This window comes from Arenimonas oryziterrae DSM 21050 = YC6267 (assembly GCF_000420545.1).
GTDB lineage: Bacteria > Pseudomonadota > Gammaproteobacteria > Xanthomonadales > Xanthomonadaceae > Arenimonas > Arenimonas oryziterrae.
The window spans coordinates 109,362-135,621 of the sequence record NZ_ATVD01000002.1 but is presented as its reverse complement, the minus strand read 5'-3'; the positions used below and the strand labels follow the sequence as shown (position 1 = coordinate 135,621).

The following is a 26,260-nucleotide window of genomic DNA, read 5'->3' as shown; positions in this document are numbered from 1 at the left end:
ACGAGGCATCGCGAGCCACAGGGAGTCGCGCGACCGTGGGCAGCAGGGATGCTGCCCCCGAGCCTACAGGGACGTATTCACGGCGAGTCGCGCGATTCCCTGTGGTTCGCGGTGCCGGACAAATGGCGAAATCGGTCGCCAGCGAGCTGGCGCCTACACCTGGCGCAGGTACCAGTCGATTTCCAGCGTCGTCACCTCGGTGTAGAAGCTGCGCATCTCCTTGAGCTTCTGCTGCCCGTAGATGTGCTGGAACTCCGCACCGAACGTGTCCTTCACGAAGGCACTGCCCATGAAATCCCGGATCGTGTCGCGCCAGAACAGCTCGCGCGCCTCCGTCTGCTCATAGGCATTGCCGACGATCGGCGGACCCGGATCGCCCTTGCTTTCGAGTCCCGACAGGATGCCGGCCAGCACCGCCGCCGTCACCAGGTAGGGATTGGCATCCGCGCCGGCGATCCGGTGCTCGATGCGTGTATTCGCCTCGTCGCTGTGCGGAATCCGCATCGCCACCGTCCGATTGTTGAAGCCCCAGCAATCGTTGAGCGGCACGAACGCATTCAACACGAAGCGCCGGTAACTGTTGGCATGCGGCGCGAACATCAGCATGCAGTCCTTCGACGCCTGCTGCAGACCGGCGACGCCGTGGCGCAGCGCATCGCAGGGTTGTTCGGGCGTGCACGCAAAAATGTTGTTGCCGTCCTTGTCGAGCACGCTGACATGGATATGCGTGCCGCTGCCGGCCTGGTCCACGAACGGCTTGGCCATGAAACTCGCCATCAGCCCATGATCGGCCGCTGCGGACTTGATCACCCGCTTGAGCAGGATCGCGTCGTCGCAGGCGACCAGCGCGTCCTTGCGATGCTTGAGATTGATCTCGAACTGCCCCGGCGCGTATTCCGCCACGGCTGTGTCGGCCGGGATGTGCTGCGCCCGGCAGGCTTCCGTCACCGCATCGGTGAAGTCCTGATAGTCGTTCAGGTCTTCCATGTAGTAGACCTGCGTGCTGTGGTTGCGCGCCCCGGTTGCCGGATTGATCGATGTGCGCGGGCGGCCCTTCTCGTCGAGCTCCTGGTCGAGCAGGTAGAACTCCAGTTCGACCGCGACGACCGGCGTCAGGCCTTTGGCCGTGTAGCGCGCGAGCACGCGCTTGAGCACCTCGCGCGGATTGGCCGCGAACATGCCGCCCTTGCCGTCTTCCATGCCCAGCAGCACCTGCGCCATCGGGCGTCGCTGCCAGGGCACGACTTTCAGTGTGCCGGGAATCGGACGGCAGATGCGGTCCTCGTCGCCGATGTCGTAGCCCAGGCCGGTTTCCTCGACCGTGTTGCCGGTGATGTCGGTGGCGATCAGCGACATCGGCAGGCACACGCCATTCGCGTAGACCTTCTCAAGCGCATCGCGGGTGATGCGCTTGCCGCGCAGGAGCCCGTTCATGTCCGGCAACAGCAGATCGATCATTTCGCAGCCCGCGATTTGCTGCAGCTCGGCGGCATCGTCATCGGGCAGGAGATTGCTTGTCATCATCGGCATCCATTCAAGGCGGCGTGGCTGGCCGGAGTCTAGCAGAGTCCGAAAAACCGTAAAAAATACTCATCACCGTGATTCGGCCGGATCGGCCGGTTTCGGGCTGCAACGGCCATTGCAGGCCGGATTGGTGCTTTGCAGCAAAATGTCGGGACGGTGAATATTCTCGTTGGCCGTTGATAAAATCAAACAGCCGGGGTAGTGTTCGGAGACTCTTCACACCGAGCCGCGCATGCCGTCAGCACCGCTCGTCGGGCTTCCGTCCGACCGCAAGCAGATCGGGCTTCACCCCTTCCAGGCGGTGGGCGAGAAGTACATACGCGCGATCGTCGACGGCGCCCAATGCGTCCCCGTGCTCATCCCGTCCCTGACCCCGTCCCTGGACCTGCGCGACCTGCTCGGACGCCTCGACGGGCTGCTGCTCACCGGCGCCTACAGCAATATCGAACCGCATCATTACGGCCTCGAGCCCAGCTACGCGGGCAACCTGCACGATCCTGCCCGCGACGGCACGACCTTGCCCCTGGTGCCCTTGGCGATCGAGATGAAGGTGCCGGTGCTCGCGGTCTGCCGCGGCCTGCAGGAAGTGAACGTGGCCCTCGGCGGCACGCTGTACCAGAAGGTGCACGAGGCCGGCGACTACGATGATCACCGCGAAGACCTCAATGCCACGCTCGACGATCAGTACGGACCGGCGCATCCGGTGCGTCTGGCGCCCGAAGGCCTGCTCGCGAAAATCGCCGGCGCCCCGGAAGCGGACGTCAATTCCCTGCACGGGCAGGGCGTGCGCGACCTGGGGATTGGCCTGCGCGTGGAGGCCACTGCCCCCGACGGTCTGATCGAAGCGGTGTCGCTGGCGTCCAACGACAGTTTCCTGCTGGCCGTCCAGTGGCATCCGGAATGGAAAGTGCGCGAAAACCCTTTTTATCTCGGCATCTTCCAGGCGTTCGCGGCGGCTTGTCGCACGCGCGCCGAACAACGAGCGTGATCCATGGCCAAGAAAAAGACATCGTCCAAGGACAGTAGCCCGCAGGCGCAGGAAAGTTCGCTGCTGCGCTGGCTCAAGGACCGGCGCATCACCGAGGTCGAGTGCCTGGTGCCCGACATCACCGGCAACGCGCGCGGCAAGATCATCCCGGCGGCGAAGTTCTCGCACGACTACGGCACGCGCCTGCCTGAGGGCATTTTCGTCACCACGGTGACCGGCGACTATCCCGACGAATACTACGAACTGGTGTCTCCCTCCGATTCGGACATGTATCTGCGTCCGGACCCGGAAACCGTGCGCATGGTGCCCTGGGCCAGCGATCCGACCGCGCAGATCATCCACGACTGCTATACGCGCGACGGCAAGCCGCACGAACTGGCGCCGCGCAGCGTGCTGCGGCACATGCTTTCCCTGTACGACGAGATGGGCCTCAAGCCCATCGTCGCGCCGGAGCTGGAATTCTTCCTCGTCCAGAAGAACACCGATCCCGATTTCCCGTTGCAGCCGCCGGCGGGCCGGTCCGGCCGGCCGGAAACGGCGCGGCAGTCCTATTCGATCGACGCCGTTAACGAATTCGATCCGATCCTGGACATGATGTACGACTACGCCGAGGCGATGGAGCTCGACGTCGACACCCTGATCCACGAGTCGGGCGCGGCGCAGCTGGAAGTCAATTTCCAGCATGCCGATCCGATGTCGCGTGCCGACCAGGTGTTCCTGTTCAAGCGCACGATGCGTGAGGCGGCCTTGCGCCACGGCATCTACGCGACCTTCCTGGCCAAGCCCATGGAAAACGAGCCGGGCAGCTCGATGCATATCCACCAGAGCATGGTGGACGCCAAATCCGGCAAGAACCTGTTTGCGGGCAAGAAAGCCGGCGAGCACAGCAAGCTGTTCCAGCACTACCTGGGTGGCCTGCAGAAGTACGTGCCGATGGCGATGCCGTTCTTCGCGCCCAACGTCAATTCCTATCGCCGCTTGGCGATGGGCGAGGTCGCGCCGATCAATGTGCAGTGGGGCTTTGACAACCGCACCTGCGGCCTGCGCGTGCCGATGGACGACATCGAGAACACGCGTGTGGAAAGCCGCTTCGCCGGTTCTGACGCCAATCCGTATCTCGCCATGGCCGCGACCCTGGCCTGCGGCTATCTGGGTATCCAGGAAAAACTGCTGCCGACCGAACCGGTTGCCGGCAGCGCGCAGGACATCGGCTACCAGCTGCCGCGCTCGCTGGAAGAATCGCTGCGCATGCTCGACGCCTGCGCGCCCTTGCGCGGATTGATCGGCGATCGCTTCGTGCGCGCCTTCATCGCAGTCAAGCAAAAGGAATACCAGACTTATTTCCGGGTCATCAGTTCGTGGGAGCGCGAGTTCCTGCTGCTCAACGTCTGACCCCCGACTTCGCCGGAGATCCCATGGACCTGCACCACCGCCAGACCCTGCAACAGCTCGATGCCGCGCATCACCTGCATCCGTTCAACGACAACGCCGCACTGGCCAAGAAAGGCACGCGCATCCTGACCAAGGGCGAGGGCGTCTACGTCTGGGATGCCGAGGGCAACCAGTTGCTCGACGCTTTCGCGGGTCTGTGGTGCGTGAACGTCGGTTATGGCCGCAAGGAACTGGGCGCGGTCGCGGCGAAGCAGATGGAGCAGCTGGCCTACTACAATAGCTTCTTCAGCTGCACGACCGAGCCGACGGTGCAGCTCTCGGCCAAGCTCGCCGAGCTGACGCCGGGCGATCTGAACCACGCGTTCTTCACCAATTCCGGCTCTGAAGCCAACGACACCATCCTGCGCCTGGTCCGGCATTTCTGGGCCGTGCAGGACCAGCCAATGAAGAACATCATCATCGGCCGGCATAACGGGTATCACGGCTCCACGGTGGCCGGCGCCAGCCTGGGCGGCATGAAGGGCATGCACAAGCAGGGCGGGCTGCCGATTCCCGATATCCACCACATCGATCCGCCGTTTTGGTTCAGCGATGGCGGAGATCTGTCGCCGGAGGAATACGGTCTGGTCGCGGCGCGGCGTCTGGAAGACAAGATCCTCGAACTCGGACCGGAGCGCGTCGCCGCCTTCATCGGCGAACCGATCATGGGCGCGATCGGCGTATGGATTCCGCCGATGAGCTACTGGCCGGAAATCGAGCGCATCTGCCGCAAATACGACGTGCTGCTGATCGCCGACGAAGTGATTTGTGGCTTCGGCCGCACTGGCGAGTGGTTCGGCCAGCAGTATTTCGGCTTCCAGGCCGACATCATGCCGATCGCCAAGGGCCTGAGTTCGGGCTACATCCCAATCGGCGCGGTAATGTTCAACGATCGCGTTGCCGGCGTGCTCAAGGAAAAAGGCGGCGAGCTCGCGCACGGCTACACCTATTCCGGCCACCCGGTCTGCGCGGCGGTGGCGCTGGAAAATATCCGCATCCTGCAGGACGAAAAAATCGTCGAGACGTGCAAGAACGACACTGCCCCGTACCTGGCGAAAAAATGGGCACAGCTCGGCGAGCATCCGCTCGTGGGCGAGGCGCGCATCGTCGGCATGGTCGGCGCGCTGGAGCTGGTGCCGGCCAAACCGGCGCGCACGAACTTCGAGGACCGGGGCAAGGTCGGCGTCACCTGCCGCGACCATGCCTTGAACCAGGGGCTGATCCTGCGTGCGACCTACGATTCGATGTTGCTCTCGCCGCCGCTGGTCATCAGCAAGGCGCAGATCGACGAGATGGCGGAAAAAGCCTGGAAGGCCCTCGACCTGACCGCGCGCGAGCTCGGCATGGCGACGGGTCGCTGAGGCCAGCTGACATTTCCCGGCATCGGAGTATCTTTGCCGGGGTGTCTTGCCGCCGCGTTCCGGCGGACCCGAAGAAAGTTTTCCAGTCCGATTCCCTTCCTTGGAGGATTCAGCGATGAAACGGCACTTGATGGGTTTGATGATCGCCGGCGTGATGCTCGCCGCCTGCAACAACTCGGCACCCAGTGCTGATGCGCCCAAGCCCGGCGCCGGTCCGGCCGTCGCCGAAGAGGAGAAGGTGCTCAACGTCTACAACTGGTCGGACTACATCGCGCCCGAGACCATCGCCAAGTTCGAGGCCGAGACCGGCATCAAGGTCACCTACGACGAGATGGACAGCAATGAAACGCTGGAGTCCAAGATCCTCGCCGGCGACACCGGCTACGACATCGTGGTGCCTTCGTCTTCGTTCCTGGGTCGCCAGATCAAGGCCGGCGCCTACCAGAAACTCGATCGCAGCCAGCTCAGCAACTGGGGCAACATGGATGCGGGCCTGATGGCCAAGCTCACCGACGTTGATCCCGACAATGCCTACGCCGTCCCCTATCTTTGGGGCACGACCGGCATCGGCTACAACATCGACAAGATCAAGGCGGCCTTCGGCACCACCGACGTCGTCAACAGCTGGGACCTGGTGTTCAAGCCCGAGAACCTGGCCAAGCTCAAGAGCTGCGGCGTGACCTTCCTCGACGCCGGTTCGGAAATCATTCCCTCGACCCTGCACGCGATCGGCCAGCCGCCGAACAGCTTCGATCCCGCGGTCATCGACAAGGCCGCTGCCGCGCTGGAGGCGATCCGTCCCTCGATCTCCAACTTCCATTCCTCCGAATACATCGAAGCCCTGGCCAGCGGCAACGCCTGCCTGGTGGTCGGCTGGTCGGGTGACATCATCCAGGCCAAGGCGCGCGCGGAAGAGGCCAAGAACGGCGTGCACATCGGCTACAGCATTCCCAAGGAAGGCGCGGCGATGTGGTTCGACATGCTGGCCATCCCCAAGTCGGCCAAGCATCCGGGCAATGCGCACAAGTTCATCAACTTCCTGATGCGCCCGGAAATCATCGCCGAGATTTCCAACTACGTGTCCTATCCGAACGCGAACGCCGCGTCGCAGTCCCTGGTCGACAAGTCGATCACCGAGGACCCGATGATCACGCCGAGCAAGGAAACCATCGATACCAAGCTGTTCGGTCTCGCGGTGCTGCCGCCGGAAGTGAGCAAGAAGTACACCGAGGTCTGGACCGCGCTCAAGAGCCGGTAAGCGACACGGGGCGGGGCCGGTAACCGGCCCCGCTTGCTTTCGGAATCCATTGCAGGAGCGCCCATGGTTTCGCAGACCGCCACGCCGCCGTCCGATCCGTCCGCACGGACGGAAAAACTGGGCGACCAGAACTACGTCCGCATCGTCGAAGTCCGCAAGGAGTTCGACGGTTTCGTGGCTGTCGACGATGTCAGCTTGTCGATCCGCAAGGGTGAGATTTTCGCCCTGCTGGGCGGCTCGGGTTGCGGCAAGTCGACCCTGCTGCGGTGCCTGGCGGGCTTCGAACGGCCGACCTCGGGCAAGATCGAGCTCGACGGCCAGGTGCTCAACGACCTCGCGCCCTACGATCGCCCGATCAACATGATGTTCCAGTCCTACGCTTTGTTCCCGCACATGACGGTCGAACAGAACATCGCGTTCGGACTCAAGCAGGACGGTCACGGCAAGGAAGCGATCGCCCGGCGCGTCGAAGAAATGCTCGGCATCGTGCAGATGGGCAAGTATGCCAAGCGCAAGCCGCACCAGTTGTCCGGCGGCCAGCAGCAGCGCGTGGCGCTGGCGCGGTCGCTGGCCAAGAGCCCGAAGCTGTTGCTGCTCGACGAGCCGATGGGTGCACTCGACAAGAAGCTGCGCTCGCAGATGCAGCTGGAGCTGGTGAACATCATCGAAAAACTCGGCGTGACCTGTGTGATGGTCACCCACGACCAGGAAGAGGCGATGACGATGGCGCATCGCATCGCGCTCATGGACGCCGGTCGCATCCGACAAGTCGGCACGCCCGACGAGATCTACGAGCAGCCGACCAGCCGGTTCGCGGCGGAGTTCATCGGCTCGCTCAATGTCATCGAAGGCAAGGTCGAGAACGACGAAGCCGACTACGTCACCATCCGTTCGCCGATGCTGCAGGACTTGATCCACATCGGCCACGGCATCAGCGGCTTCGAAGGGCAGGAGGTCGCGTTCGCGGTCCGCCCCGAGAAAGTCACCATCAGCCGCGAAGAGCCCGATCAGCCGCACAACAAGGCGCAGGGCATCATCGAGGACATCGCCTATTACGGTAGCCATTCGGTCTACCACCTGCGCCTGCCGAGCGGCTACAAACTCATGGCCAACTTCGCCAATCGCAAGCGCTGGGCGAGCGAATCCTTCACCTGGAACGACCAGGTCTGGGTGTCCTGGGGCGAGAACGCCGGCGTGGTGCTGACCGCATGAGCGCCCTGCGCGCGCTGAAACGATGGCTGCCCGGGCCGCGCTGGGGCGTGATCTCGGTGCCGTACGTGTGGATGCTGGTCTTCTTCGCGATTCCGTTCTTCATCGTGCTGAAGATCTCTTTCGCGACGCAGGCGATCGCGATTCCGCCGTACACGCCAATCCTGGAATTCGTCGACGACGCGGTTACGCTCAAGCTCAACCTGAGCAACTACCTCGAGCTGGTCAGCAACGCGCAGTACGTGCAGGCCTATCTGAGCTCGGTAAAGATCGCCGCAGTCTCGACCTTCTTCTGCCTGCTGATCGGCTATCCGATGGCTTACACGATCGCGCGCATGTCGCCATCCTCGCGCAACATCGCGATGATGCTGGTCGTGCTGCCCTCGTGGATTTCCTTCCTCATTCGCATCTACGCCTGGATGGGCATCCTGCAAAGCAACGGATTGCTCAATCGGTTCCTGCTCGGTATCGGCCTGATCGACGAGCCGTTGCGCATCATGAACACGCCGCTGGCCGCGTACATCGGCATCGTCTATGCGTACCTGCCGTTCATGATCCTGCCGCTGTACGCGAACCTGGTGAAGCTGGACATGCGCCTGCTGGAAGCGGCCTACGATCTCGGCGCCAAGCCCTGGAAAGCCTTCCTGAGCATTACCGTGCCGATGTCGCGCGGCGGCATCATCGCCGGTTGCATGCTGGTGATGATTCCCGCGGTCGGCGAATTCGTGATTCCCGAGCTGCTTGGCGGACCGGACACGCTGATGATCGGTCGTCTGCTGTGGAGCGAGTTCTTCAGCGCCAACAACTGGCCGATGGCCTCGGCGGTCGCGATCGTGATGCTGATCCTGCTGCTGATTCCGATCATCGTGTTCAACCGTTATCAGCAGCGTGAGCTGGAGGGTCGCCTGACATGAGCAAGGGCCAGCCTGCGAACTGGGGCGGACGGGTGGTGCTGGGACTGGGCTATGCCTTCCTGTACCTGCCGATCCTGTTGCTGATCGTTTTCTCGTTCAACGAATCGCGCCTGGGCTCGACCTGGACCGGCTTCTCGCTGAAGTGGTACAGCGCGCTGTTCGACGACGACTCGATGCTGCGCGCGGCGTGGGTTAGCCTGAAGATCGCGTTCCTGTCGGCGACGGCCGCCGTGGTGCTGGGCACGCTGGCGGCGATGGTGATGACGCGGTTCAAACCCTTCCGCGGCAAGACCCTGTTCGGCGCCCTGATCACCGCGCCGCTGGTGATGCCGGAAGTGGTCACCGGCCTGTCCCTGCTGCTGATGTTCGTGACCTTGTTCGCACCGTTCGGGCTCTCGCCCAAGGGCATGGTCTCGATCTGGATCGCGCACGTCACTTTCACCATGGCCTTCGTGACCGTGGTGGTGTCCTCGCGCCTGGCGGAGCTGGACAAGTCGCTGGAAGAGGCGGCGATGGACCTGGGTGCGAACCGCGTCAAGGTGTTTTTCGTGATCACCCTGCCGATCATCATGCCCGCGCTGATGTCGGGCTGGCTGCTGGCCTTCACGCTGTCGTTGGATGATGTCGTGATATCCAGCTTCGTGGCCGGCCCGGATGCGACGACCTTGCCGATGAAGATCTTCTCCTCCGTGCGTCTGGGCCTGAATCCCAAGATCAATGCACTGGCCAGCTTGCTCGTGCTGGTGGTGTCCACGGCGGCGATGATCGGCTGGTGGGTGTCCTACCGGGAAGAAAAGCGCCGCCAGCGCGATATGCAATTGGCCGTGCAGAACGGCTGAAGCGAGGGTGTCATGACAGTTGAAATCACCAATCCCTGGACCGGGCAGGTCGACTATCGCTACGACTACATCGACGCGGCGGCGGTCGAGGTCATTCTTGCCCGTTCGCAGACGGCGTTTCCGGCCTGGTCGGCGCTGCCGTTGGCCGAGCGCGGCGCCTTCGTGGTCAAGGTCGGCGCGCAGTTGCGCGAACACCGCGAGCGCATCGCCGGCATCATGTCCGCCGAGATGGGCAAGCTTCGTCGCGAAGCGCTTGCCGAAGTCGAGAAATGCGCCGGCGCCTGCGACTACTATGCCGCCCACGCGGCCGACTACCTGGCCGACCAGCCGATCAAGACCGAGGCCGTGCGCAGCTACGTCACCTACGAGCCGCTGGGCTGCGTATTCGCGGTCATGCCGTGGAATTTCCCAATCTGGCAGGTATTCCGCTTCCTGGTGCCGGGCCTGATGGCCGGCAACGTCGCCTTGCTCAAGCATGCGACCAACGTGCCGCGTTGCGCCGACGTCATCGCCGAGATGGTGCAGCGTGCGGGCATTCCCGAGGGCGTGCTCGGCGTACTGCATATCGACAATGCCATGGCGGCCAAGGTCATCGCCGACCCGCGCGTGCATGCCGTCACCTTGACCGGCAGCGATAAGGCGGGGCGCTCGGTCGCTTCGACCGCCGGCCAGAACCTCAAGAAATGCGTGCTTGAGCTCGGCGGCAGCGATCCTTTCGTCGTGCTCGACGATGCCGACCTCGACAAAACCGTGCCGATGGCGGTCAGCTCGCGCTTCGGCAATGCCGGCCAGACCTGCATCGCGGCCAAGCGCTTCATCGTTACCGAGAAGATCGCCGACGCCTTCGTGCAACGTTTCGTCGAAGCCAGCCGCAAGCTGCAGGTCGGTGACCCGAACGACGCCGCGACCACGCTCGCCCCGATGGTGCGTGCCGACCTGCGCGACGAGCTGCATGGCCAGGTGAGCAAGAGCATCGCCGCCGGCGCCAAGCCCCTGCTTGGCTGCGCGCCGGGGCAGGGCGCCTCGCATTATCCGGCGTCGATTCTCGACTTCGTCCAGCCGGGCATGCCGGCCTACAGCGAGGAACTGTTCGGTCCGGTCGCGAGTATCCTGCGTGTCCGCGACGATGCCGAGGCCGTGCGCGTGGCCAACGACACCAGCTTTGGCCTGGGCGCGAGCGTGTGGACGACCGACAAGGCGCGCGGCGAAGCCGTCGCCCGGCAGCTGCGTGCCGGCGCCTGCTTCGTCAACGCGATCGTCCGCAGTGACGTGCGTTTGCCGTTTGGAGGTACCAAGGCTTCTGGTTTCGGTCGTGAGTTGGCCGAGCACGGCATCCACGAGTTCATGAACATCAAAACCGTCTACGTCGATTGAGTGATTTCCGGCGCCTGCGTTTAGCGCCGGTTGGGATAGTCGCGACGGGTTTTGAATCGCCGTGCAATCTGCGACGGTAAAACCGCTGTCGTGAGGCGGGCGCATGATCTTGGCGGGCATAGTGCAAGGAAGTCCGACGCTTCATATCCAGGTTGCATGGCCGGCGGGCTCGGGACCTATACTGGTCCCACTCGCCCGGCGAGCATCGTCAATCACCACCCCCGAGGAGTATTGAAATGGCAAAGGCAACGAGAGCCGACCAGGAAGAGCTGATGGCCGACCTGCAGGATGTGCTGGCCGATACGGAAGCCATGATCAAGGATGTCGCCAGCGAGGGCGGCGAGATGGCGCGCGAATTGCGCGAGCGCATCGCGTCGAATCTGCAGAACGTCAAGGCCAAGCTCATCGAAACCGAGCAGCTGGTCGCCAACAAGGCCAAGGTCGCCGCCAAGGCCACCGACGAATACGTGCACGAGAATCCGTGGCAGTCGATCGGCGTCGCTGTCGGCGTCGGTTTCCTGGTGGGCATGCTGGTTTCGCGCCGCTGAGCCCGGTCTTGAAATCAGCGCAGGTTTCCCGTGACTGACGCGCCCGCCAAGCCGGCGCCCGGTCCGCTGCAACGCCTGGTGGCGAGCCTTCTGGGCTTGCTGCAGTCGCATCTGGGCATCTTCAGCATCGAGGTCGAGGAGGCGCGCGAGCGTCTGATCAAGACCCTGGTGCTGTCGATTCTCGGTGCAGGCGCGATCCTGCTGTGCCTGCTGACCGTGGCGCTGGGCGTGGTGCTGATGATCGATCCGGCCTATCGACTGGTTGCGGTGATCGGGCTCGGTGCGGGTTTCCTGATCCTCGGCGCGGGTTGCCTGGCCTTTGTCTGGCAGGGCATGAAGAACGATCCGGCCCCGTTCGCGATGACGCTCGACGAACTGCGCCGCGACCGGGAGCGCCTGCTGCCATGACAGACAACGCCCGCCTGTCGCAGCGCGATCTGCGCAAGAAGCTGTTGCGGCTCGAGGCGGAGTCGCATCGTCTGGAGGTCGTCGCCAACCTGCGCGAACTGCGTGATCCGATGACCCATCTGCAGCGTGTGCCGGCGCTGCTGGGCATGTTCGGCGCCGGAGCCGGCGCCGGTGGACTGGGCAGCCTCGCGGCGATGTTCTCCGCGACGCGCCTGAACTGGATCATCAAGGCCGTGCCGCTGGCCCTGGCCGGATGGCGGATCGCGCAGCGGCTGAGCGCGATCTTCGTCAAACGGCGCCGGCGCCAACACGACTGATTCATCGCCATCGACCTGTCGAAGAAAGGGCCGCTTGCGCGGCCCTTTCCTGTTGCGTCGCGCGATGCGTTGACGTCTAGAGCGTGCAGCTGAAATGGGTGTCCACATCGATCGCATCGCTGAAGGAGTGGCCGGCCGCATCGGTGACCGTCAGGGTGATACGACGCGTGTTCGGTGAGGCATTGGGGTACTTGATTGTTGGCGACCAGTCGGTCGAGGTGCGGCCGTCGCCGTAGTCCCAAAGCACGCTCACGATCGCGTCATCGGGATCGACCGAGGTGTTGTTCGTGGTGTACATCACCACGGACGAACTGCAGGCCGACGTGCGCTCGGGATGGAACAGCACCGCCGGCCACGTCGCGGCTGCGGTGGCGGCCGCATCGGCATTGACGATGCCGGCGCCGCAACCCGGGGCGCAGCCGACCGGCAAAGGCTTGGCCGTCAGCTGCAGGATCTGGGTGATCTGTCGCGGCGTTCGCGGGTAAATCGACTGCATCAGCGCAACCACGCCAGCGACCTGCGGCGTCGCCATGCTGGTGCCCGAGAGCAGCGAATAGGTGGGCGTCGCCGGGTAGGTCGTGCCGGAGTTGCGCGTCGACAGGATGTCCACGCCCGGGGCCGAAATTTCCACCAGCGGGCCGTAGTTGCTGAAGCTCGCGCGCGCACCGGTGTTGGTCGTTGCGCCGACGGTAATGACGCCATTGCAATTGCCCGGGCTGAACTGGCTCGCGTCGGTGTTCCAGTTGCCTGCCGCGACCACGACCGGAATGCCGGCATTGATGGCGAAGTCGATTGCTTCCTGCTCGACCGGACCGCAACTGGAGAACCCGGCCAGACTCATGTTGATGACCGTGGCCGGCGTGGGATTGAGCGGAACGCCGGGAACGGCGCCGCCGGCGGCCCAGATGATGCCGTCGGCCACATCGGCCATGGTTCCGCCACCGCCGCCCAGGACGCGCACGGGCAGGATCTTCGCGCCGTAGGCGACACCGACCACGCCGATGGCGTTGTTGCCGACGGCGGCCGCCGTGCCCGAGACATGCGTGCCATGCCAGGACGAGGAAATCATTTCGCAGTTGAGGGTGTAGTAGTCGCCCGGATCGCTCGCATCGGCATCGCGACCGTTGCCGTCATTGCCCGATGTCTGTGTCGACACGAAGTCGTAACCGCCCGCGAGCCGGTTGGCGTTGAGATCGGGATGCGCGGTGATACCCGTGTCCAGCACCGCGATTACCGCGCCGGTGCCGGTGCCGCGATTCCAGGCACTCGGCGCCGAAATGCCCGAGGGCGTGGCGGTCAGGCCCCACAGCTGCGAATACATCGGGTCATTGGGTACAACGGCCGCGGACACGAGCTTGTCTTCGACGACGTAGGCGACGTCGGAGCGCTGTGCGAGCTGCTCGAGGGCCTGGGCGACGGCGTCCGGATCGCTGCCGAGGAAACGGATCACGTTCGCGCCGCCCGCGGTGCGGCGCACCCATTGCGCCCGGGCGCCGAAGCCGGCGGTGAACTGGGACAGGGTCTGCGCTTGCTGGGCATCGGTCGTGGCGCTCGTCGACGGCGCCCGGAAGCGCACGACATAGCGTTTGACCATCGTCGGTTCGGTGCCGCCGCCGTCCCGGCAGGCCAGGGTCGGCGGCGCGTACACGGCGTTGGCGGCGAAAGCCGCGAGCAGCAGCGGCAGGCAAGGCAGCGTCTTTTTCATCTTGGTTTTCCCCGAGTGGTTGGTTGGGCGCAACGCAAACAAGGAAACCTAGATGGCCTGCGCACCGACAGCAACCGGTTTGGGACGAAGGTGCGCCGAATGCCAGCAAGCGTCCGGGGTTTTCCACGTGCAAAGAAAAAGGGCCGCTTGCGCGGCCCTTCGTTTCTTGCGAGGGGGGGCGGGTAGTTCCGCGTGAAACAGGGTTCCTGTCGCCCCTGAAGTCCGAAATGGGTGAGATTTCATGCCAACTATCGCGAGCATGAAAATTTCGCCCCTTCCAAGCTGCCTCCTTTTCGCGGCGTCAGGTTGCACTTCTTTATCTTTCCCATGTTTCTGGTCAACACAATCGCCGAGTTTTCGTACCTGCACTCCACCCAAATGTCTTGCTGTCCTGAGAAAGTCCAGACCGTTATGTTTGAAGGTACATCCGACCCGACAAGTAGGAAGTTTCGCTTTGGGAGGCCGCTGTATACATCCACATTACGAAGCAGCCTGGGGCCGGAACTCGATTGTGCCTTCCAGCCAGATGGAATGGAGTGCGCTTCTTGGCGATCGGTGATGCTAGCGGGGCAGGCCAGGTTGGTGGCCAATGCGAGAGACATGAAGATCAGGGGCATGAGCATCACCTAAGCGCGGCTGAGAAGGAATTTGCCTACCGGACCCTGTGGATCTACGGGTTAGATAGGTACGGCAACGGGGCCAGAGCAACTTTGTCTTCGTGTTGGACCTGGGTGGTCTTCATGTCGCGTCGTGAAACAAGCAGTGGGCTCCCCTATTCACGGTATTTACTTGGCCTTCCTGCCTTTACGGATCGAATCCAGAGCTCAGAAATTTTCCGGTCGTTTACTGCCCTGTCGAAGCCTTGATCCGCAGATTTATCGAGCCAAAAGACGGCTCTCGACATGTCTCTGCTATCCGAGCTGTGCCGCAATGTTGCCCATAGGTTGTATTGCGCAATCGCGTGGCCGTTCTCGGAGGCAACAACCAACCAGCACCTGGAAAGCGGCGGGCTGACATTCATCGCTTCCCGTGCAAGATCAAACGCAGCATCCTTGTCTCCCGACAGAGCCAGGCGCTGCTTGTCTTCTGATTGAGGAAAACCCGCTTTCGTCGAGCCAGACTCCGAAACCTTGTAGCAACTCCATTGTCGTGCGCCGTCAACTTGAGATTGGGGCTCCGAACATCCGGTTTGCGCCAACGCAATGGCTATCACTGCCAGGATTGCTGAGGCGGACTGAATTCGCATGCTTCTTCCTGAACTTAAGCTGGTTCGTACCAGGATCAGGGTACATTTTTTGCGGCTACATCGTCTCGATAGGGACGCCGATATCCAGAGGCAAAGAAAAAGGGCCGCTTGCGCGGCCCTTCGTCTTTGTTGGTGGAGGTGGCGGGAGTTGAACCCGCGTCCGAGAGCACTCCATCTCCGGCACTACATGCTTAGCTCGCCGTTAGATCTCGCCTGACGGAAACACGACGTGCGAAGCACACCGTCAGACACACCCGCTAAGTTTAGGCTGGGGTTGGCGGGTCGCCGCCCCAGCTGGTTCCGTGATAATGACCCTACATCCACGAGCACGGGCACAAGTGGGTTCGGGGCTTACGCCTTAAGCGGCGAGAGCGTAGTTGTCGTCGTTGGCAACTAAAGTTTGCTACTGGATTAACGAGGACAGTCGCCCCCTCGGCATGCGCCAGTCGACTTTGCGACCCCCGTCGAAGCCAGGACACCCCCGGAAACACGGAAATCTTGAATCTACCGACGATCACAGTATGGGGGTGGAGCGCGGGTACATCAAGGTGAGGCTGCCCTCACCCTGGCCCTCAGCTCTGCACTCCCTTCGGTCGTCCCGCAAGCGGGAGAGGGAGTCAGCTGTCCCTCAATAGTCGTAGACGTGCTCGAGGCGATACGGCGCCTGCGCCAGTTCCAGCAAGGCGCGGTCCAGATCCTTCACCGGCACCACCACCGCCAGACGTTGCTGGTTGGCGCGCGTGAGCACCGGCTGCAGGAACAGCACCCGATACGGCCAGCGGTCCGGCGCGCGCCAGTCGCCCGGGGCGATGACCGTGATCAGGATGGCGTCCCGATTACCGGCGATCTCCTCGAAACGTACGCCGCGTTGCGCCAGCTGCAGCGATTCGGTCGTGAATGGTGCATAGCGCGGCAGTGCGATCAGCGCATGTCCGTCAGCTTCGCGGCGAATCACGCGCAGGTCCGATGGCAGGCCGGTCGACTCCGCGGGAAAACCGTCCACCCAAGCCACGGTCTCCAGTTTCGGTTTCTCGAAGCTCGACCGCGTCGCCTTGCCGATCAGCCAGCCGTAGATCGCCTTGCCGGCGTACTCGCTGGTCAGCCAGTACTTGCGTTCCCATTTGCGCAGCATGTTCGGGCCGACCCAGGGCGTGTCCGTCCATACCTGCTTGAGCCGCGCGGAAAAATCGTATTCGTACCAGGGCTGCAGCGCGAGAAAATCCACGTAGTCGCGCGCGACTTCCGCCGCCAGGCGGTCTTCTTCGGTCGCGGTGCCGCCCGCCGTGAGTTCGGTCACCCGACCGACCACGGTTTCGTAGGCGGATTTCAGTCCGTATTCGAGCGTCGTGCTCACGCCGATCACGCCGATCATCGTGTGGTATTCGCCATTGAAGTCATAGCGGTCGCCGGTGATGCGATAGATCGCGCCGTAGGCCTGCCAGAACTGCTGCAGATGGCCGATGAAGGGAAACTCGCTGGGATTCTTCCCGGCTTTCAGGAAATCGGCGAATTCGTCCGGGCTGTAGACCAGAAACCACTCGGGATAGGTGAGAAAGGTCTGGTCTTCACCGCGCCGGTCCGCTTCCGGCGTCATCTGGGTCGGCGCCGCCGGCACGACCGCGGCGGCGAAACCGGCCAGACACAGCAGCAGCCAAGCCGCCGACCACCGCCGCGCGCGCATCGAAGTCGCCATGTCAGTCCTTGGTGAACATCAGCAGCGTATTGATCGAAGGATCGTTGGCCTGCAGCAGGCGCTGACCGCTGTCGCGCAGTCCATGCCGCGCCAGCAGGTCGATCCAGCGCTGCAGCGGCGCGAAGAAACGCAGCTCGGCCTGATTGGTTTCCCAGGGCACGCCGAGGCCGGCATTGAAGACGGTGTGTGCCAGCGACACGAAGGCATTCATCTGCGGCGAATCGACTTCGTGGTCGCGCAGGATGAAGACACCGCTGGGGCGCAGCATGCGCGCGATCGAGGCGGCGAACTCCTCCAGCGTGTCTGGCGGGCAATGATGCAGGCCGATGTAGCAGGTCACCAGATCGGCGCTGGCATCGGGCACAGCACTGGCCGGAATCGCGCGGTAGTCCATCATCGTGAAGGCGCCGGCCTGACCCAGTTGTCCGCGCTCGATGAGGTCGACTGGCGAATTGCCCGGGGCGACATCGTTGACCAGATGCACCGGGCCGCTCAGATCCAACGCCTTGCGCAGGCTCTTCACGTAGCGGCCGGTCGTGCCGATTTCCACGTAGCCGTCGAACTTCCGCCGCGTGCCGAGGATCGCCAGGGTCTGCCGGGTCATTTCCTGCTTCTGCTTTTTCAGCGAGGGCAGGGCATAGAACAGGTCGGCGAGGAAGGGCTTGATGCCCGGCAGCCGGGTCTGCAGGTCGCGATAGATGCTCTCGTCGTCGCCATGCCGGCCCACCGCGTCCTTGATCAGCGTGTGGAAGCGGTCCTCCGGATACAAGCGGTACACGTTCTGCAGGAAGCGATAAAAACCGTCGTGCCCGGCGGTGTCGTTGTAGACGGTGTGGAACTCGGAGTTCGTCGCCATGGGTCGGTCTTCCTGCGGCGCCAATGTCGGCGCGTAATACTGGTCCCAGATCACGTTGCGGAAACGGAAATCGGGGTCGAGGCGGCGCTTGAGCGCGAACAGCTCGTGCGCGCGCGGGTAGGCGCGATGGAATTGTTCGGACGTCGCATGCGCCTGATACGGCAAGTAGTGGCTGCCGCCCAGTGCTATCGCGGCTTCGATCAGCTCGCGCGTCCAGACGGCGACGCGATGGCGGGCGTTCGCGCGCGTGCGCTGCTTGTAATAGAGCACGAACGCAAAACACTCCTGGCGTGCCCAGGCCATCAGCGAGCCCGGGTCGGCGACCGCATGCCGCACGGAAATATTGAGCATGTTCACGCGATGGCGGCGGAGGATCTCGGCCATCTTCGCCACGAATTCGTCGAAGCGCTCGTAGGGAACGAAGTATTCCTGCAGCACGTAGGTGCTGAAACGGCGCGAGGCGGGCTCGAGCTCGGCGACGTTGTAGCCGGCCTCGAAATTGCGCCAGCAGACCTTGCCGGTCGCGAACAACAGCGGGTCGATGAGGAATTCGCGACGCCATTTGCCCCAGGGGGTTTCGGTCATCGCCCAGAGGAAATATTTTTCCAGCGGATAATCGGGTTTGGCCGGCATCAAACGGCGTGGCTCGGTGACCGGTTTGTCGGTCTCGCGCCATGTCACCGAACGCACCGAGCCGTAGTGCGGCGGATAGATGTCGGCGTTGTGGTAAATCGCGTCGGAGGAATTGCGCACGGATTTGCGGAAGTGCGCGAGATAGTCGCCGACCGGCATCTTCTGCGAGACGCGCTCCATGCGTACGTTCGGGGCGAGCTCGAGTTCGGCTTCCACGACGATGCCCAGGCCGCCGTAGCCGCCGATCACCCCGTAGAACAGCTCGCTGTTTTCGCTCGGGCTGGCTTCGACGCGTTCGCCATTGGCCAACACCAGCGAGATCGCGCGCACCGACAGGATCAGTGGGCCGAGGCCCATGTAACGGCCATGCACATTCACGCCCAGCGAGCCGCCGACAGTGAAATTGGCGTAGCTCTGCATGATCTTGACCGAAAGATCGTGCGGATCGACGAACTTCTGGATGTCGCACCAGCGAATGCCGGCCTGCACGCGAATGCGTCGTTCCATCGGCCAGAACGCGACGATGCGGTTCATGCCGCGCATGTCGACATGCAGGCTGCCCGGGCTCGCGGTCTGTCCGCCCATGCTGAAACGTCCGCCGCCGATCGAGATCGGTCCGGACGCACGCCGTACTGCTTCCTGCACTTCGGCGACGGAGGCCGGTTTGACGATGGCCCAGACCGCCACCGGGTTGAGGCCGGTGACGTCGTTGATGATCAGCGGATTGCTGTCCATGGTCCGCGTCTCACTTGACCACGTGATAGTCGTGCACGGCGGACAGGCGGTCGCGACCGAAGCGGTTGTCGCCGGTCGTGCCGCGACGCAGGAACAGCTCGAAGCCCACCCAGATCGGACCGAGCAGGGGAATGAGCAGCACGAGCAGCCACCACGCGCGCTTGTTGAGGTCGTGGTAGCGCCGCGTCGTCAACGACAGGGCGATCCAGAACGCCGGCGGATACAGGACCCACGTGCTGGCGCGTCCGAGCAGATTCTCGAGTCCGACGAACGACAGCACGAACGCTGCGATCAGGGCCAGGAACAGGTAGCAGAAACGCAGCCGCGGAAGCCGGCCGCGCAACGAAGCCAGAGCATCAATGAGAGAGGAGGGCATCGGTCGGCAGGGGCTCGCTGGCGGGAGGGGCGGACGGCACGATCGCTTGCAGCTGTTCGAGCAGGACGGTGCGGAAATGCGGGCTGTCTTCGATCTGCGGAATATGTCCGATCCCGGGCAGCGACACCAGATGCGCGCCGGGCACGAGGGTCTCGATCTGCCGGCCCTGTGCGAGCGGCGTGATGTCGTCTTGGTCGCCCCAGATCAATCGCACCGGCAGGCGCAGTGTCCGGTAGGCGTCTGCGTCGTCGCTCTTCGATGGCGGTCCCGGGAGCAGCAGCGTCGGCAGCCATTGGCCCACCGCGGAGGTGCTTCCTGCGAGCGCGAGCGGCTGCTGGTAGACCTGCACGCGCGCCGGCGTGGCGGCCTGCGGGTCGTGGACGAATTTCTGCAGCAGACGCTCGGTGTAGTCGGGATTGGTCAGCAGACTGGCGACCACGGCATCGCGTACGGGGGCGGCGGCGAGAAAGGCGCGCAAGGCCCACGGGCCCTCGGGATCGGCGTCGGGATCGCGCGTCAGTGCCAGCGCCGCGTCGACCAGCACGACACCGCGCACGCGTTCGGGAGCAAGGAAGACCGTCTCCATCGTGGCCCCGGCGCCGAACGAATGACCGACGAGCACGACCCGGTCGATCTTCAGCGCATCGAGCACGCCCAAGATTCGACGGGCCTGCGCCGCACGCGAATAGTCGCCGTCGGCGGGACGTTGCGAATAGCCGAAAGGCGGTACGTCCAGCGCGATGGCGCGATATCCGGCCGCCGCGGCGGTCTGCATCGATTCGCGCCAGGTCTCGCTCCAGGCACCGGTGCCATGGATGAAAACGACGACCGGACCCTGCATCGGTCCTGCTTCCTGGACAAAAAAATGCAGGCCGGCGGCATCGACGAAACGCCCAGTTGCCGGCGCGGATGTCTGCGGATCACGCACTTCGCGCTGCTGCGCCTGCCAGCGGAAAGCGAGCAGCACGAGCGCGATCACCATCACGCCGCCGAGCAGCAAACGGAAACTCCAGCGCAGGACGAGAACGGGGAGCGAAGGTTTCATTGGGCTGCCCGCATGATTTTTGGCCCGGCGTCAGGCGTTCTTGTTGTGTCGACGCATCGTGCGCTGCTTCTCGCGCGCCCAGTCCGCGTCCTTGCTGGCCTGGCGCTTGTCGTGGGCCTGCTTGCCTTTCGCCAGCGCCAGTTCGAGCTTGACCTTGTTACCCGACCAGTAGCAGGCGGTGGGAATCAAGGTGTAGCCCTCGCGTTCGACCTTGCCGACCAGGCGATCGATCTCCGCACGGTGCAGCAGCAGCTTGCGCGTACGGCGATCGTCGGGGATGACGTGGGTCGAGGCCGAGATCAGCGGCGTGATCTGCGAGCCGAACAGGAAGATTTCGCCGTTCTTGACCATCGCATAGCTGTCGCCCATGTTCAGGCGGCCGGCGCGGATGGACTTGAGCTCCCAGCCAAGCAGGGAGATACCGGCCTCGTAGCGGGCTTCGAGGTGGTAATCGTGGCGCGCAGAGCGGTTCAGGGCAATCGTCTTGCCCTGGGTGCCTGCGCTATTCTTGGCTTCTTTCTTATTGGACATGGAGTTTCCTTGCACCCATTGTCGCCGATGCGCGGCCGGGCAGGGAACCTTTGATGGGGACAGGGGCATGACGAGCATCCACCGACACGCGCTGGTGCGGCATTCGGCGGCGCGCATGTACGGCCTCGTCAACGATGTCGCCGCCTATCCGCGCCGTTTCAGCTGGTGCGAGTCGTCCGAAGTCATCGAACAGTCCGAAGATCACATGCTCGCGCGCCTGGACCTGCGCGTGGCCGGGCTGCGCATCGGTTTCACCACCCGCAATTCGCTGACGCCGCCGACCCGCATCGAACTGATGCTCGAAGAAGGACCGTTCCGCAAGTTCAGCGGTCTGTGGGTGTTCCATTCCCTGGCCGAGGACGCGTGCAAAGTCAGCCTCAGCATGGAATTCGACGTCGCCGGGAAGCTCGTGGGCTCGGCGCTGGCCCTGGGTTTCCAGGGATTGGCGGACCGTCTGGTCGACGATTTCTGCCGCGAAGCCAACCGCAGCGACGACTGAGCATGGACGCGCCCCGTCTGCGCATCGAAGTGGTTTTCGCCTTGCCCGACCGCGCCTGGCACGTGCCGCTCGACCTGCCGGCCGGCGCCACCGTCGGCGAGGCGTTGGCACACGCCGATCTGGACGCGAAAGTGCCCGGCTGGCGCGAGGCCACGGTCGCTCTGGCGATTTTCAGCCGACCGGCGACCTCCGAAACGGTCCTGCACGACGGCGACCGCATCGAGCTGGTGCGCGCACTGCGCACCGATCCCAAGCAGGCGCGCCGCGAACGTGCCGGCGGAAAAGAAAAACGCCGCGAATAGCGGCGTTTTCAGACCCGGACGAAAGACGCGCGATCAGCGGCCTTTCTTGTCCTTGTCCTTGTCCTTGGGCAGATTGCCGAACTTCTGCGCCTGGCGCAGCAGCGCTTCGTTGTGGTCCGGGAAATATTCGCCCTCCCACTTGCTGACCTGATCGTTTTCGAACCAGACGGTGAGGTTTTTCACCTCGGTCGGGTTGCGCTTGTAGCGCTCCGTCGCGACGTAGTCCCAGCGTTCCTGGTGGAAGGGATCGGACACCGGCGGCGTACCGAGCAGGGTTTCCACCTGCTGACGGCTCATGCCTTCCTTGAGCTGCTCGACGTATTTCTGTTCGAGCAGGTTGCCCTGGTACACGGGCTGGCGGTAAACCCAGTTGCAGCCGGAAACCAGCACGGCCGAGAGAATGAGAAGGAGAGCCTTGCGCATCGTGAGCATAGTCAAAGGAGGGTAGCCGGGCGATAATACACCAAGCACCGACCGGCGTCGGCCCGATAAGTTGCATGGGAGCGGAAGATTCATGGAATCGCAGGATCTGCGCAAGGTTGGCCTGAAGGTCACCCACCCCCGAATCCGAATTCTGGAGCTGCTGGAAACCACCAGCATCCGCCACCTCTCGGCCGAAGACATCTATCGCGAGCTGCTCAACAGCGGCGAGGACATCGGCCTGGCGACGGTTTATCGCGTCCTGACCCAGTTCGAAGCCGCCGGCCTCGTGCTCAAGCACAACTTCGAGGGCGGCCAGGCGGTGTACGAGATGGACCGTGGCCAGCACCACGACCACATGGTCGACATGGAAACGGGCAAGGTCATCGAGTTCACCAGCCCGGAAATCGAGATGCTGCAAAAGCAGATCGCCGACAAGCATGGCTACGTGATCGAAGAGCACAGCCTCGTGCTCTATGTGCGGCCCAAGAAAAAGAAGTAATCGCCTGCCACCCGTCCGCGTCTAGGCGGATTGCGCCTTGCCGAGCATCTGCTTGGCGTTCGCGCGGGTTTCCTTGGTGATTTCCACGCCGCCGAGCATGCGCGCGAGTTCTTCGATGCGCGCCTTGTCGTCGAGCACCGAGACCGCGCTGTAGGTGGCGCTGCCGTTGACGGCCTTGTTGACCTGGAAATGATGATGGCCCTGCGCCGCGACCTGCGGCAGATGGGTCACGCACAGCACTTGTCGCGTTTTCCCGAGGGTTCGCAGCTTCTGGCCGACGACTTCGGCGACTGCGCCGCCGATGCCGGTGTCGACTTCGTCGAAAATCATCGTCGGCACCGAATCCAGGCCCAGGGCCGCGACTTCGATCGCCAGGCTGATGCGCGCCAGCTCGCCACCCGAGGCGACCTTGCGCAGCGCGCGCGGCGGCTGTCCGGGGTTGGCCGAGACCAGGAATTCGCAGCGTTCGGCACCGAGTACATGCGGCTTGGGCGAATCCTGCGGTGTCAATTCCACCGCGAAAACCCCGCCTGCCATGCCCAATTCGCCCATCAAGGCGGAGACGGCCTTGCCGATGCGTTTGGCTGTCGCGATACGCGCGGCGCTGAGTTTTTCGGCGGCCGCCTGCCAGCGTTGACCGGCGGCTTCGCGTTCGGCGAACAGGGAGTCGCTGCGCTCGCTGGCGTGGCGCAGCGCATCGAGTTCGGCGGTGATCGCATCGCGACGATGCGCGAGTTCATTGAGCGGCACGCGGTGCTTGCGCGCGAGATCGTGCAGACGCGCCATGCGCGACTCGAGCTGCTGCAGATGCTGCGGATCGAGGTCGAGATCGTCGCGCAGGCGCTCGAGGCTGCTCGCCGCTTCGGCGAGCTGTATTTCCGCCGATTCGAACAGGCTCACGATCTCGGCCAGGCGCGGTTCGGCGTCGACATGCCGGGCCAGTTCGCCGGCGACCTGGCGCAGGCCGCGGGTCACGGACAGGCCGTCGTCGCCCGCCAGGCGGGTCAGCGCGAGGTCGTAGCCGGAGAGCAGGCTGGCGGCATGCGACTGGCGCCGGTGCGCGCCGAGCATCTCGTCGATGTCCGACACCTCGAGATTTTCCTTGCCCAGTTCGCCGAGTTGGTGCTCGAGGTAGCCGATGCGGTCGGCGACATCGCCCGCGCGCGAAATTTCGGTGATTTCCCGGTCCAGCTCGGCCCAGGCCTGCGCCAGGGTGCGCACCTCGGCCAGGCGCGGCTCGTGCTGGCCGAAAGCATCGAGCAGACCCAGCTGATGGCCGCGTTCGAGCAGGGCCTGGTGTTCGTGCTGGCCGTGGATTTCGACCAGCAAGCCGCCGAGCTCGGACAGCTGGGCGAGGGTGGCCGGGCGCCCGTTGATCCAGGCCCGGGAGCCGCCGTCGGCACGGATGACACGGCGCAACTGGCAGCCGTCGGCGTCGTCGAGGTCGTTGTCGCGTAGCCAGGCGGCCGCATCCGGGGCATCGTGCAGGCCGAATTCGGCCGCCAGCTCGGCCCGCTCGGCGCCATGCCGGACGATGCCGGCGTCCGCCCGCGTGCCGGTGAGCCACAGCAGGGCGTCGACGATCAGCGATTTGCCGGCGCCGGTTTCGCCGGACACCGCAGTCAGGCCCTGGCCGAAGGCCAATTCCGAGGCGCTGACGACGGCGAAGTCTTTCAAGGTGAGGTGATTGAGCATTGGGCGCGATTTTGCCTGAAACGGAGCGGGGTTCGTTCGGACAATTTCTCAGCCCCCTGTCCGAAAAGCTGAGACGGCGGCGATCGGAAGGGTCTTCTCGGCGCTTGCGTCATCCCCCGCGCGGCCTAATCTATGAGGCATGAGTCTGCCTCTCGACCCGCGCGCCCGCCGCCTGCTTCGTACCCTGATCGCCCAGCACATCCGCGATGGCGAGCCCGTGGGCAGCCGCACTTTGGCCAAACAGTCGGGCCTGGACGTGAGTCCGGCGACGATTCGCAACGTCATGGCCGACCTGGAGGAAATCGGACTGCTCGCCGCACCGCATACCTCGGCCGGGCGCATTCCGACCGCGCAGGGCTACCGGGTCTTCGTCGATTCGCTGCTGCAGATGCAGCCGCTCGCCGATCCCGATCTCGACCGCCTGCGCTCGAGCATGCCGGTCGGGGTCGGCACCCAGGCCCTGCTGGCCAATGCGTCCGAGCTGCTGTCGGCGATGAGTCAGTTCGTGGGCGTGGTCACCGTGCCGCAGCGCGCGGCGTTCGCGTTCAAGCACATCGATTTCGTGCCCCTGGACGGGCACCGGGTGCTGGTCATCCTCGTGTTCACCGACAACGAGGTGCAGAACCGCATCATCCAGACCCGCCGGGCGTATACGCCGAGCGAACTCGAGCAGAGCGCCAACTACCTCAATGCCCATTTTGCCGGCCGACCGCTGGCCGATATCCGTACCACCCTGCTGCGCGAGCTGCGCGATACCCGCAGCGAGATGGAGCGCGTGCTGTCGGCCGCCGTGGAGTTGTCCGAGCAGGCCCTGTCCGGCGCGGACCAGCGCAGCGGGACCGAAGACATGCTGCTCGCCGGCCAGACCCGGCTCATGGGGCTGCAGGAGCTGTCCGACATGGAGCGCCTGCGCGAGCTGTTCGAGGCCTTTTCCCGCAAACGCGAGATCCTGGCCCTGCTGGAGCGCTGCACCAACGCGCCCGGCGTCCGGGTCTTCATCGGCGAGGAAAGCGGCCTGGCGCCGCTGGAGGCCTGTACCGTCATCACAGCGCCCTATGCCAGCCAGGGCAAGGTCCTGGGCGTTCTGGGGGTCATCGGACCGACCCGCATGGCCTACGAGCGCGTCATTCCCATGGTCCAGGCCACGGCCGACCTGCTGGGCGCGGCGTTCGACCCCGAATCGCCGACGATCTGAGCGCATCCGGCGAAGAAAAAGCTTGAAACCGGCCCCCCAGGCCCCATAGATTTGCCGACCCCCGCAGCGCGGGCGGATCGCAGATCCCAGTCAGCAGGAAGACCATGCATACGGAAAACTCCCAGCCAGGCGCCGAAGCGCCTCAAGACGGCAGCGTGTCCGAGAACGAGCTGCTCGCAGCCGAGCTCGACCAGTTGCGCGCGACCATCGTGGCCCTTAAGGAAGAAACCCTGCGCGAGCGCGCCGAGCTCGACAACCAGCGCAAGCGTCTGGCGCGCGACGTCGACATGGCGCGCAAGTTCGCCAACGAACGTCTGCTGGCCGAATTGCTGCCGGTGTTCGACAGCCTCGATGCCGGACTCACCGCGGCTGGCCCCGACGCCGGCCCCCTGCGCGACGGCCTGGACCTCACGCTCAAGCAACTGCTCAAGGTGGCCGGCGACAACGGTCTGACCCGCATCGATCCGGTCGGCCAGCCCTTCAACCCCGATCACCACCAGGCCATCAGCCAGGCCGATGCGCCCGACGCGGCGCCCGGCAGCGTGGTGCAGGTGTTCCAGAAGGGCTACCTGCTCAACGAGCGCCTCTTGCGGCCGGCCCTGGTCGTCGTCGCCCGGGATTGAACGAATTCGCAATACAGCGTCTTGAAAACGGAA

At 64.1% G+C, this 26,260-nt stretch carries 27 protein-coding genes and 1 other RNA gene; 16 read left to right on the top strand and 12 right to left on the bottom strand.

All coding sequences use genetic code 11. From position 1 onward, the window contains the following. Positions 1-153 precede the first annotated feature (153 nt). Positions 154-1,530: a glutamine synthetase family protein gene (locus G467_RS0105395; RefSeq protein ID WP_022968712.1), complete on the bottom strand. Its 1,377-nt coding sequence runs from the start codon at positions 1,528-1,530 to the stop codon at positions 154-156. Between the two features lie 226 nt (positions 1,531-1,756). On the opposite strand from G467_RS0105395, the gene G467_RS0105390 reads away from it, so the two are divergent. From G467_RS0105390 to G467_RS0105340, 11 genes are all read left to right on the top strand, one after another. Next, positions 1,757-2,512 carry a gamma-glutamyl-gamma-aminobutyrate hydrolase family protein gene (locus tag G467_RS0105390; RefSeq protein ID WP_022968711.1) on the top strand — a complete coding sequence of 252 codons (756 nt, stop codon included), beginning with the start codon at positions 1,757-1,759 and terminating at the stop codon, positions 2,510-2,512. Positions 2,513-2,515: 3 nt separating this feature from the next. Then, on the top strand, positions 2,516-3,904 hold the full coding sequence (locus tag G467_RS0105385; protein ID WP_022968710.1) for a glutamine synthetase family protein: 1,389 nt from the start codon (positions 2,516-2,518) through the stop codon (positions 3,902-3,904). A 23-nt stretch (positions 3,905-3,927) separates the two neighbouring features. Then, on the top strand, positions 3,928-5,304 hold the full coding sequence (locus G467_RS0105380; protein ID WP_022968709.1) for an aspartate aminotransferase family protein: 1,377 nt from the start codon (positions 3,928-3,930) through the stop codon (positions 5,302-5,304). A 115-nt stretch (positions 5,305-5,419) separates the two neighbouring features. Next, positions 5,420-6,562 carry a polyamine ABC transporter substrate-binding protein gene (locus G467_RS0105375; RefSeq protein WP_022968708.1) on the top strand — a complete coding sequence of 381 codons (1,143 nt, stop codon included), beginning with the start codon at positions 5,420-5,422 and terminating at the stop codon, positions 6,560-6,562. Between the two features lie 63 nt (positions 6,563-6,625). Continuing rightward, entirely contained in the window at positions 6,626-7,774 is a 1,149-nt protein-coding gene (locus G467_RS0105370; RefSeq protein WP_022968707.1) for an ABC transporter ATP-binding protein, read from the top strand. Further along, positions 7,771-8,685, top strand: a complete 915-nt coding sequence (locus tag G467_RS0105365; RefSeq protein ID WP_022968706.1) for an ABC transporter permease subunit — start codon at positions 7,771-7,773, stop codon at positions 8,683-8,685. Before G467_RS0105370 ends, G467_RS0105365 begins: the two co-directional genes overlap by 4 nt. Then, positions 8,682-9,524: an ABC transporter permease subunit gene (locus G467_RS0105360; protein ID WP_026802392.1), complete on the top strand. Its 843-nt coding sequence runs from the start codon at positions 8,682-8,684 to the stop codon at positions 9,522-9,524. Before G467_RS0105365 ends, G467_RS0105360 begins: the two co-directional genes overlap by 4 nt. A gap of 12 nt (positions 9,525-9,536) precedes the next feature. After that, the gene (locus G467_RS0105355) at positions 9,537-10,898 is read left to right on the top strand and encodes an NAD-dependent succinate-semialdehyde dehydrogenase (protein ID WP_022968705.1); all 1,362 of its coding nucleotides are present in this window, start codon (positions 9,537-9,539) and stop codon (positions 10,896-10,898) included. 236 nt (positions 10,899-11,134) lie between these two features. Beyond that, on the top strand, positions 11,135-11,446 hold the full coding sequence (locus G467_RS0105350) for an ElaB/YgaM/YqjD family protein (protein ID WP_022968704.1): 312 nt from the start codon (positions 11,135-11,137) through the stop codon (positions 11,444-11,446). 30 nt (positions 11,447-11,476) lie between these two features. After that, entirely contained in the window at positions 11,477-11,854 is a 378-nt protein-coding gene (locus G467_RS0105345; RefSeq protein ID WP_022968703.1) for a phage holin family protein, read from the top strand. Continuing rightward, positions 11,851-12,171, top strand: a complete 321-nt coding sequence (locus G467_RS0105340; RefSeq protein ID WP_022968702.1) for a hypothetical protein — start codon at positions 11,851-11,853, stop codon at positions 12,169-12,171. Before G467_RS0105345 ends, G467_RS0105340 begins: the two co-directional genes overlap by 4 nt. A 76-nt stretch (positions 12,172-12,247) precedes the next feature. Here the strand turns inward: G467_RS0105340 and G467_RS15535 are convergent, their stop codons facing one another. The 9 genes from G467_RS15535 to smpB all read right to left on the bottom strand — a co-directional run bounded on the left by G467_RS15535 (position 12,248) and on the right by smpB (position 20,991). Continuing rightward, positions 12,248-13,876, bottom strand: coding sequence for a S8 family serine peptidase (locus G467_RS15535; RefSeq protein WP_022968701.1), 1,629 nt, complete (start codon positions 13,874-13,876; stop codon positions 12,248-12,250). 248 nt (positions 13,877-14,124) lie between these two features. Next, entirely contained in the window at positions 14,125-14,478 is a 354-nt protein-coding gene (locus G467_RS18495) for an STY0301 family protein (RefSeq protein ID WP_425386825.1), read from the bottom strand. Positions 14,479-14,648: 170 nt separating this feature from the next. Continuing rightward, entirely contained in the window at positions 14,649-15,122 is a 474-nt protein-coding gene (locus G467_RS18010; RefSeq protein WP_155844836.1) for an SEL1-like repeat protein, read from the bottom strand. Positions 15,123-15,252: 130 nt separating this feature from the next. Then, positions 15,253-15,605: a transfer-messenger RNA gene (gene ssrA, locus G467_RS17780) on the bottom strand. Positions 15,606-15,750: 145 nt separating this feature from the next. Next, complete coding sequence (locus tag G467_RS0105325) at positions 15,751-16,815, bottom strand: hypothetical protein (protein WP_022968699.1); 1,065 nt, start codon at positions 16,813-16,815, stop codon at positions 15,751-15,753. Between the two features lies 1 nt (position 16,816). After that, complete coding sequence (locus G467_RS0105320; RefSeq protein WP_022968698.1) at positions 16,817-19,039, bottom strand: FAD-binding protein; 2,223 nt, start codon at positions 19,037-19,039, stop codon at positions 16,817-16,819. A 10-nt stretch (positions 19,040-19,049) separates the two neighbouring features. Then, positions 19,050-19,415, bottom strand: a complete 366-nt coding sequence (locus G467_RS17375) for a DUF805 domain-containing protein (protein ID WP_081644581.1) — start codon at positions 19,413-19,415, stop codon at positions 19,050-19,052. Continuing rightward, positions 19,396-20,460: an alpha/beta fold hydrolase gene (locus G467_RS0105310; protein WP_022968696.1), complete on the bottom strand. Its 1,065-nt coding sequence runs from the start codon at positions 20,458-20,460 to the stop codon at positions 19,396-19,398. Before G467_RS0105310 ends, G467_RS17375 begins: the two co-directional genes overlap by 20 nt. Positions 20,461-20,490: 30 nt before the next feature. Beyond that, on the bottom strand, positions 20,491-20,991 hold the full coding sequence (smpB, locus tag G467_RS0105305) for an SsrA-binding protein SmpB (RefSeq protein ID WP_026802389.1): 501 nt from the start codon (positions 20,989-20,991) through the stop codon (positions 20,491-20,493). A gap of 67 nt (positions 20,992-21,058) precedes the next feature. Between smpB and G467_RS0105300 the strand changes: the two genes are divergently transcribed. Continuing rightward, on the top strand, positions 21,059-21,490 hold the full coding sequence (locus G467_RS0105300; RefSeq protein ID WP_026802388.1) for a type II toxin-antitoxin system RatA family toxin: 432 nt from the start codon (positions 21,059-21,061) through the stop codon (positions 21,488-21,490). Between the two features lie 2 nt (positions 21,491-21,492). Next, entirely contained in the window at positions 21,493-21,792 is a 300-nt protein-coding gene (locus G467_RS0105295) for an RnfH family protein (RefSeq protein ID WP_022968694.1), read from the top strand. Between the two features lie 33 nt (positions 21,793-21,825). Here G467_RS0105295 and G467_RS0105290 read toward each other — a convergent pair whose 3' ends face one another. Then, positions 21,826-22,215, bottom strand: a complete 390-nt coding sequence (locus G467_RS0105290; protein WP_026802386.1) for an outer membrane protein assembly factor BamE — start codon at positions 22,213-22,215, stop codon at positions 21,826-21,828. A 91-nt stretch (positions 22,216-22,306) separates the two neighbouring features. Between G467_RS0105290 and fur the strand changes: the two genes are divergently transcribed. Further along, complete coding sequence (fur, locus tag G467_RS0105285; RefSeq protein WP_022968692.1) at positions 22,307-22,714, top strand: ferric iron uptake transcriptional regulator; 408 nt, start codon at positions 22,307-22,309, stop codon at positions 22,712-22,714. Positions 22,715-22,735: 21 nt separating this feature from the next. Here the strand turns inward: fur and recN are convergent, their stop codons facing one another. After that, positions 22,736-24,409, bottom strand: coding sequence for a DNA repair protein RecN (recN, locus tag G467_RS0105280; protein WP_022968691.1), 1,674 nt, complete (start codon positions 24,407-24,409; stop codon positions 22,736-22,738). Positions 24,410-24,548: 139 nt separating this feature from the next. Between recN and hrcA the strand changes: the two genes are divergently transcribed. Both hrcA and grpE read left to right on the top strand, forming a co-directional pair. Beyond that, positions 24,549-25,604, top strand: a complete 1,056-nt coding sequence (gene hrcA / locus G467_RS0105275) for a heat-inducible transcriptional repressor HrcA (protein ID WP_022968690.1) — start codon at positions 24,549-24,551, stop codon at positions 25,602-25,604. 104 nt (positions 25,605-25,708) lie between these two features. Continuing rightward, positions 25,709-26,227: a nucleotide exchange factor GrpE gene (gene grpE, locus G467_RS0105270; protein WP_022968689.1), complete on the top strand. Its 519-nt coding sequence runs from the start codon at positions 25,709-25,711 to the stop codon at positions 26,225-26,227. Positions 26,228-26,260 lie beyond the last annotated feature (33 nt).

Coding starts and splice junctions, on each gene's coding strand:
- G467_RS0105355 (WP_022968705.1), top strand. CDS start 9,537: ATGACAGTTGAAATCACCAATCCCTGGACCGGGCAGGTCGACTATCGC.
- G467_RS0105310 (WP_022968696.1), bottom strand. CDS start 20,460: ATGAAACCTTCGCTCCCCGTTCTCGTCCTGCGCTGGAGTTTCCGTTTG.
- fur (WP_022968692.1), top strand. CDS start 22,307: ATGGAATCGCAGGATCTGCGCAAGGTTGGCCTGAAGGTCACCCACCCC.
- G467_RS0105295 (WP_022968694.1), top strand. CDS start 21,493: ATGGACGCGCCCCGTCTGCGCATCGAAGTGGTTTTCGCCTTGCCCGAC.
- smpB (WP_026802389.1), bottom strand. CDS start 20,991: ATGTCCAATAAGAAAGAAGCCAAGAATAGCGCAGGCACCCAGGGCAAG.
- G467_RS0105325 (WP_022968699.1), bottom strand. CDS start 16,815: ATGGCGACTTCGATGCGCGCGCGGCGGTGGTCGGCGGCTTGGCTGCTG.
- G467_RS0105385 (WP_022968710.1), top strand. CDS start 2,516: ATGGCCAAGAAAAAGACATCGTCCAAGGACAGTAGCCCGCAGGCGCAG.
- G467_RS0105300 (WP_026802388.1), top strand. CDS start 21,059: ATGACGAGCATCCACCGACACGCGCTGGTGCGGCATTCGGCGGCGCGC.
- grpE (WP_022968689.1), top strand. CDS start 25,709: ATGCATACGGAAAACTCCCAGCCAGGCGCCGAAGCGCCTCAAGACGGC.
- G467_RS18495 (WP_425386825.1), bottom strand. CDS start 14,478: ATGTCTCTCGCATTGGCCACCAACCTGGCCTGCCCCGCTAGCATCACC.
- G467_RS0105380 (WP_022968709.1), top strand. CDS start 3,928: ATGGACCTGCACCACCGCCAGACCCTGCAACAGCTCGATGCCGCGCAT.
- G467_RS0105360 (WP_026802392.1), top strand. CDS start 8,682: ATGAGCAAGGGCCAGCCTGCGAACTGGGGCGGACGGGTGGTGCTGGGA.
- G467_RS0105370 (WP_022968707.1), top strand. CDS start 6,626: ATGGTTTCGCAGACCGCCACGCCGCCGTCCGATCCGTCCGCACGGACG.
- G467_RS0105350 (WP_022968704.1), top strand. CDS start 11,135: ATGGCAAAGGCAACGAGAGCCGACCAGGAAGAGCTGATGGCCGACCTG.
- G467_RS0105320 (WP_022968698.1), bottom strand. CDS start 19,039: ATGGACAGCAATCCGCTGATCATCAACGACGTCACCGGCCTCAACCCG.
- G467_RS0105340 (WP_022968702.1), top strand. CDS start 11,851: ATGACAGACAACGCCCGCCTGTCGCAGCGCGATCTGCGCAAGAAGCTG.
- G467_RS18010 (WP_155844836.1), bottom strand. CDS start 15,122: ATGCGAATTCAGTCCGCCTCAGCAATCCTGGCAGTGATAGCCATTGCG.
- G467_RS0105390 (WP_022968711.1), top strand. CDS start 1,757: ATGCCGTCAGCACCGCTCGTCGGGCTTCCGTCCGACCGCAAGCAGATC.
- G467_RS0105290 (WP_026802386.1), bottom strand. CDS start 22,215: ATGCGCAAGGCTCTCCTTCTCATTCTCTCGGCCGTGCTGGTTTCCGGC.
- G467_RS0105365 (WP_022968706.1), top strand. CDS start 7,771: ATGAGCGCCCTGCGCGCGCTGAAACGATGGCTGCCCGGGCCGCGCTGG.
- G467_RS0105395 (WP_022968712.1), bottom strand. CDS start 1,530: ATGCCGATGATGACAAGCAATCTCCTGCCCGATGACGATGCCGCCGAG.
- G467_RS0105375 (WP_022968708.1), top strand. CDS start 5,420: ATGAAACGGCACTTGATGGGTTTGATGATCGCCGGCGTGATGCTCGCC.
- hrcA (WP_022968690.1), top strand. CDS start 24,549: ATGAGTCTGCCTCTCGACCCGCGCGCCCGCCGCCTGCTTCGTACCCTG.
- G467_RS15535 (WP_022968701.1), bottom strand. CDS start 13,876: ATGAAAAAGACGCTGCCTTGCCTGCCGCTGCTGCTCGCGGCTTTCGCC.
- recN (WP_022968691.1), bottom strand. CDS start 24,409: ATGCTCAATCACCTCACCTTGAAAGACTTCGCCGTCGTCAGCGCCTCG.
- G467_RS17375 (WP_081644581.1), bottom strand. CDS start 19,415: ATGCCCTCCTCTCTCATTGATGCTCTGGCTTCGTTGCGCGGCCGGCTT.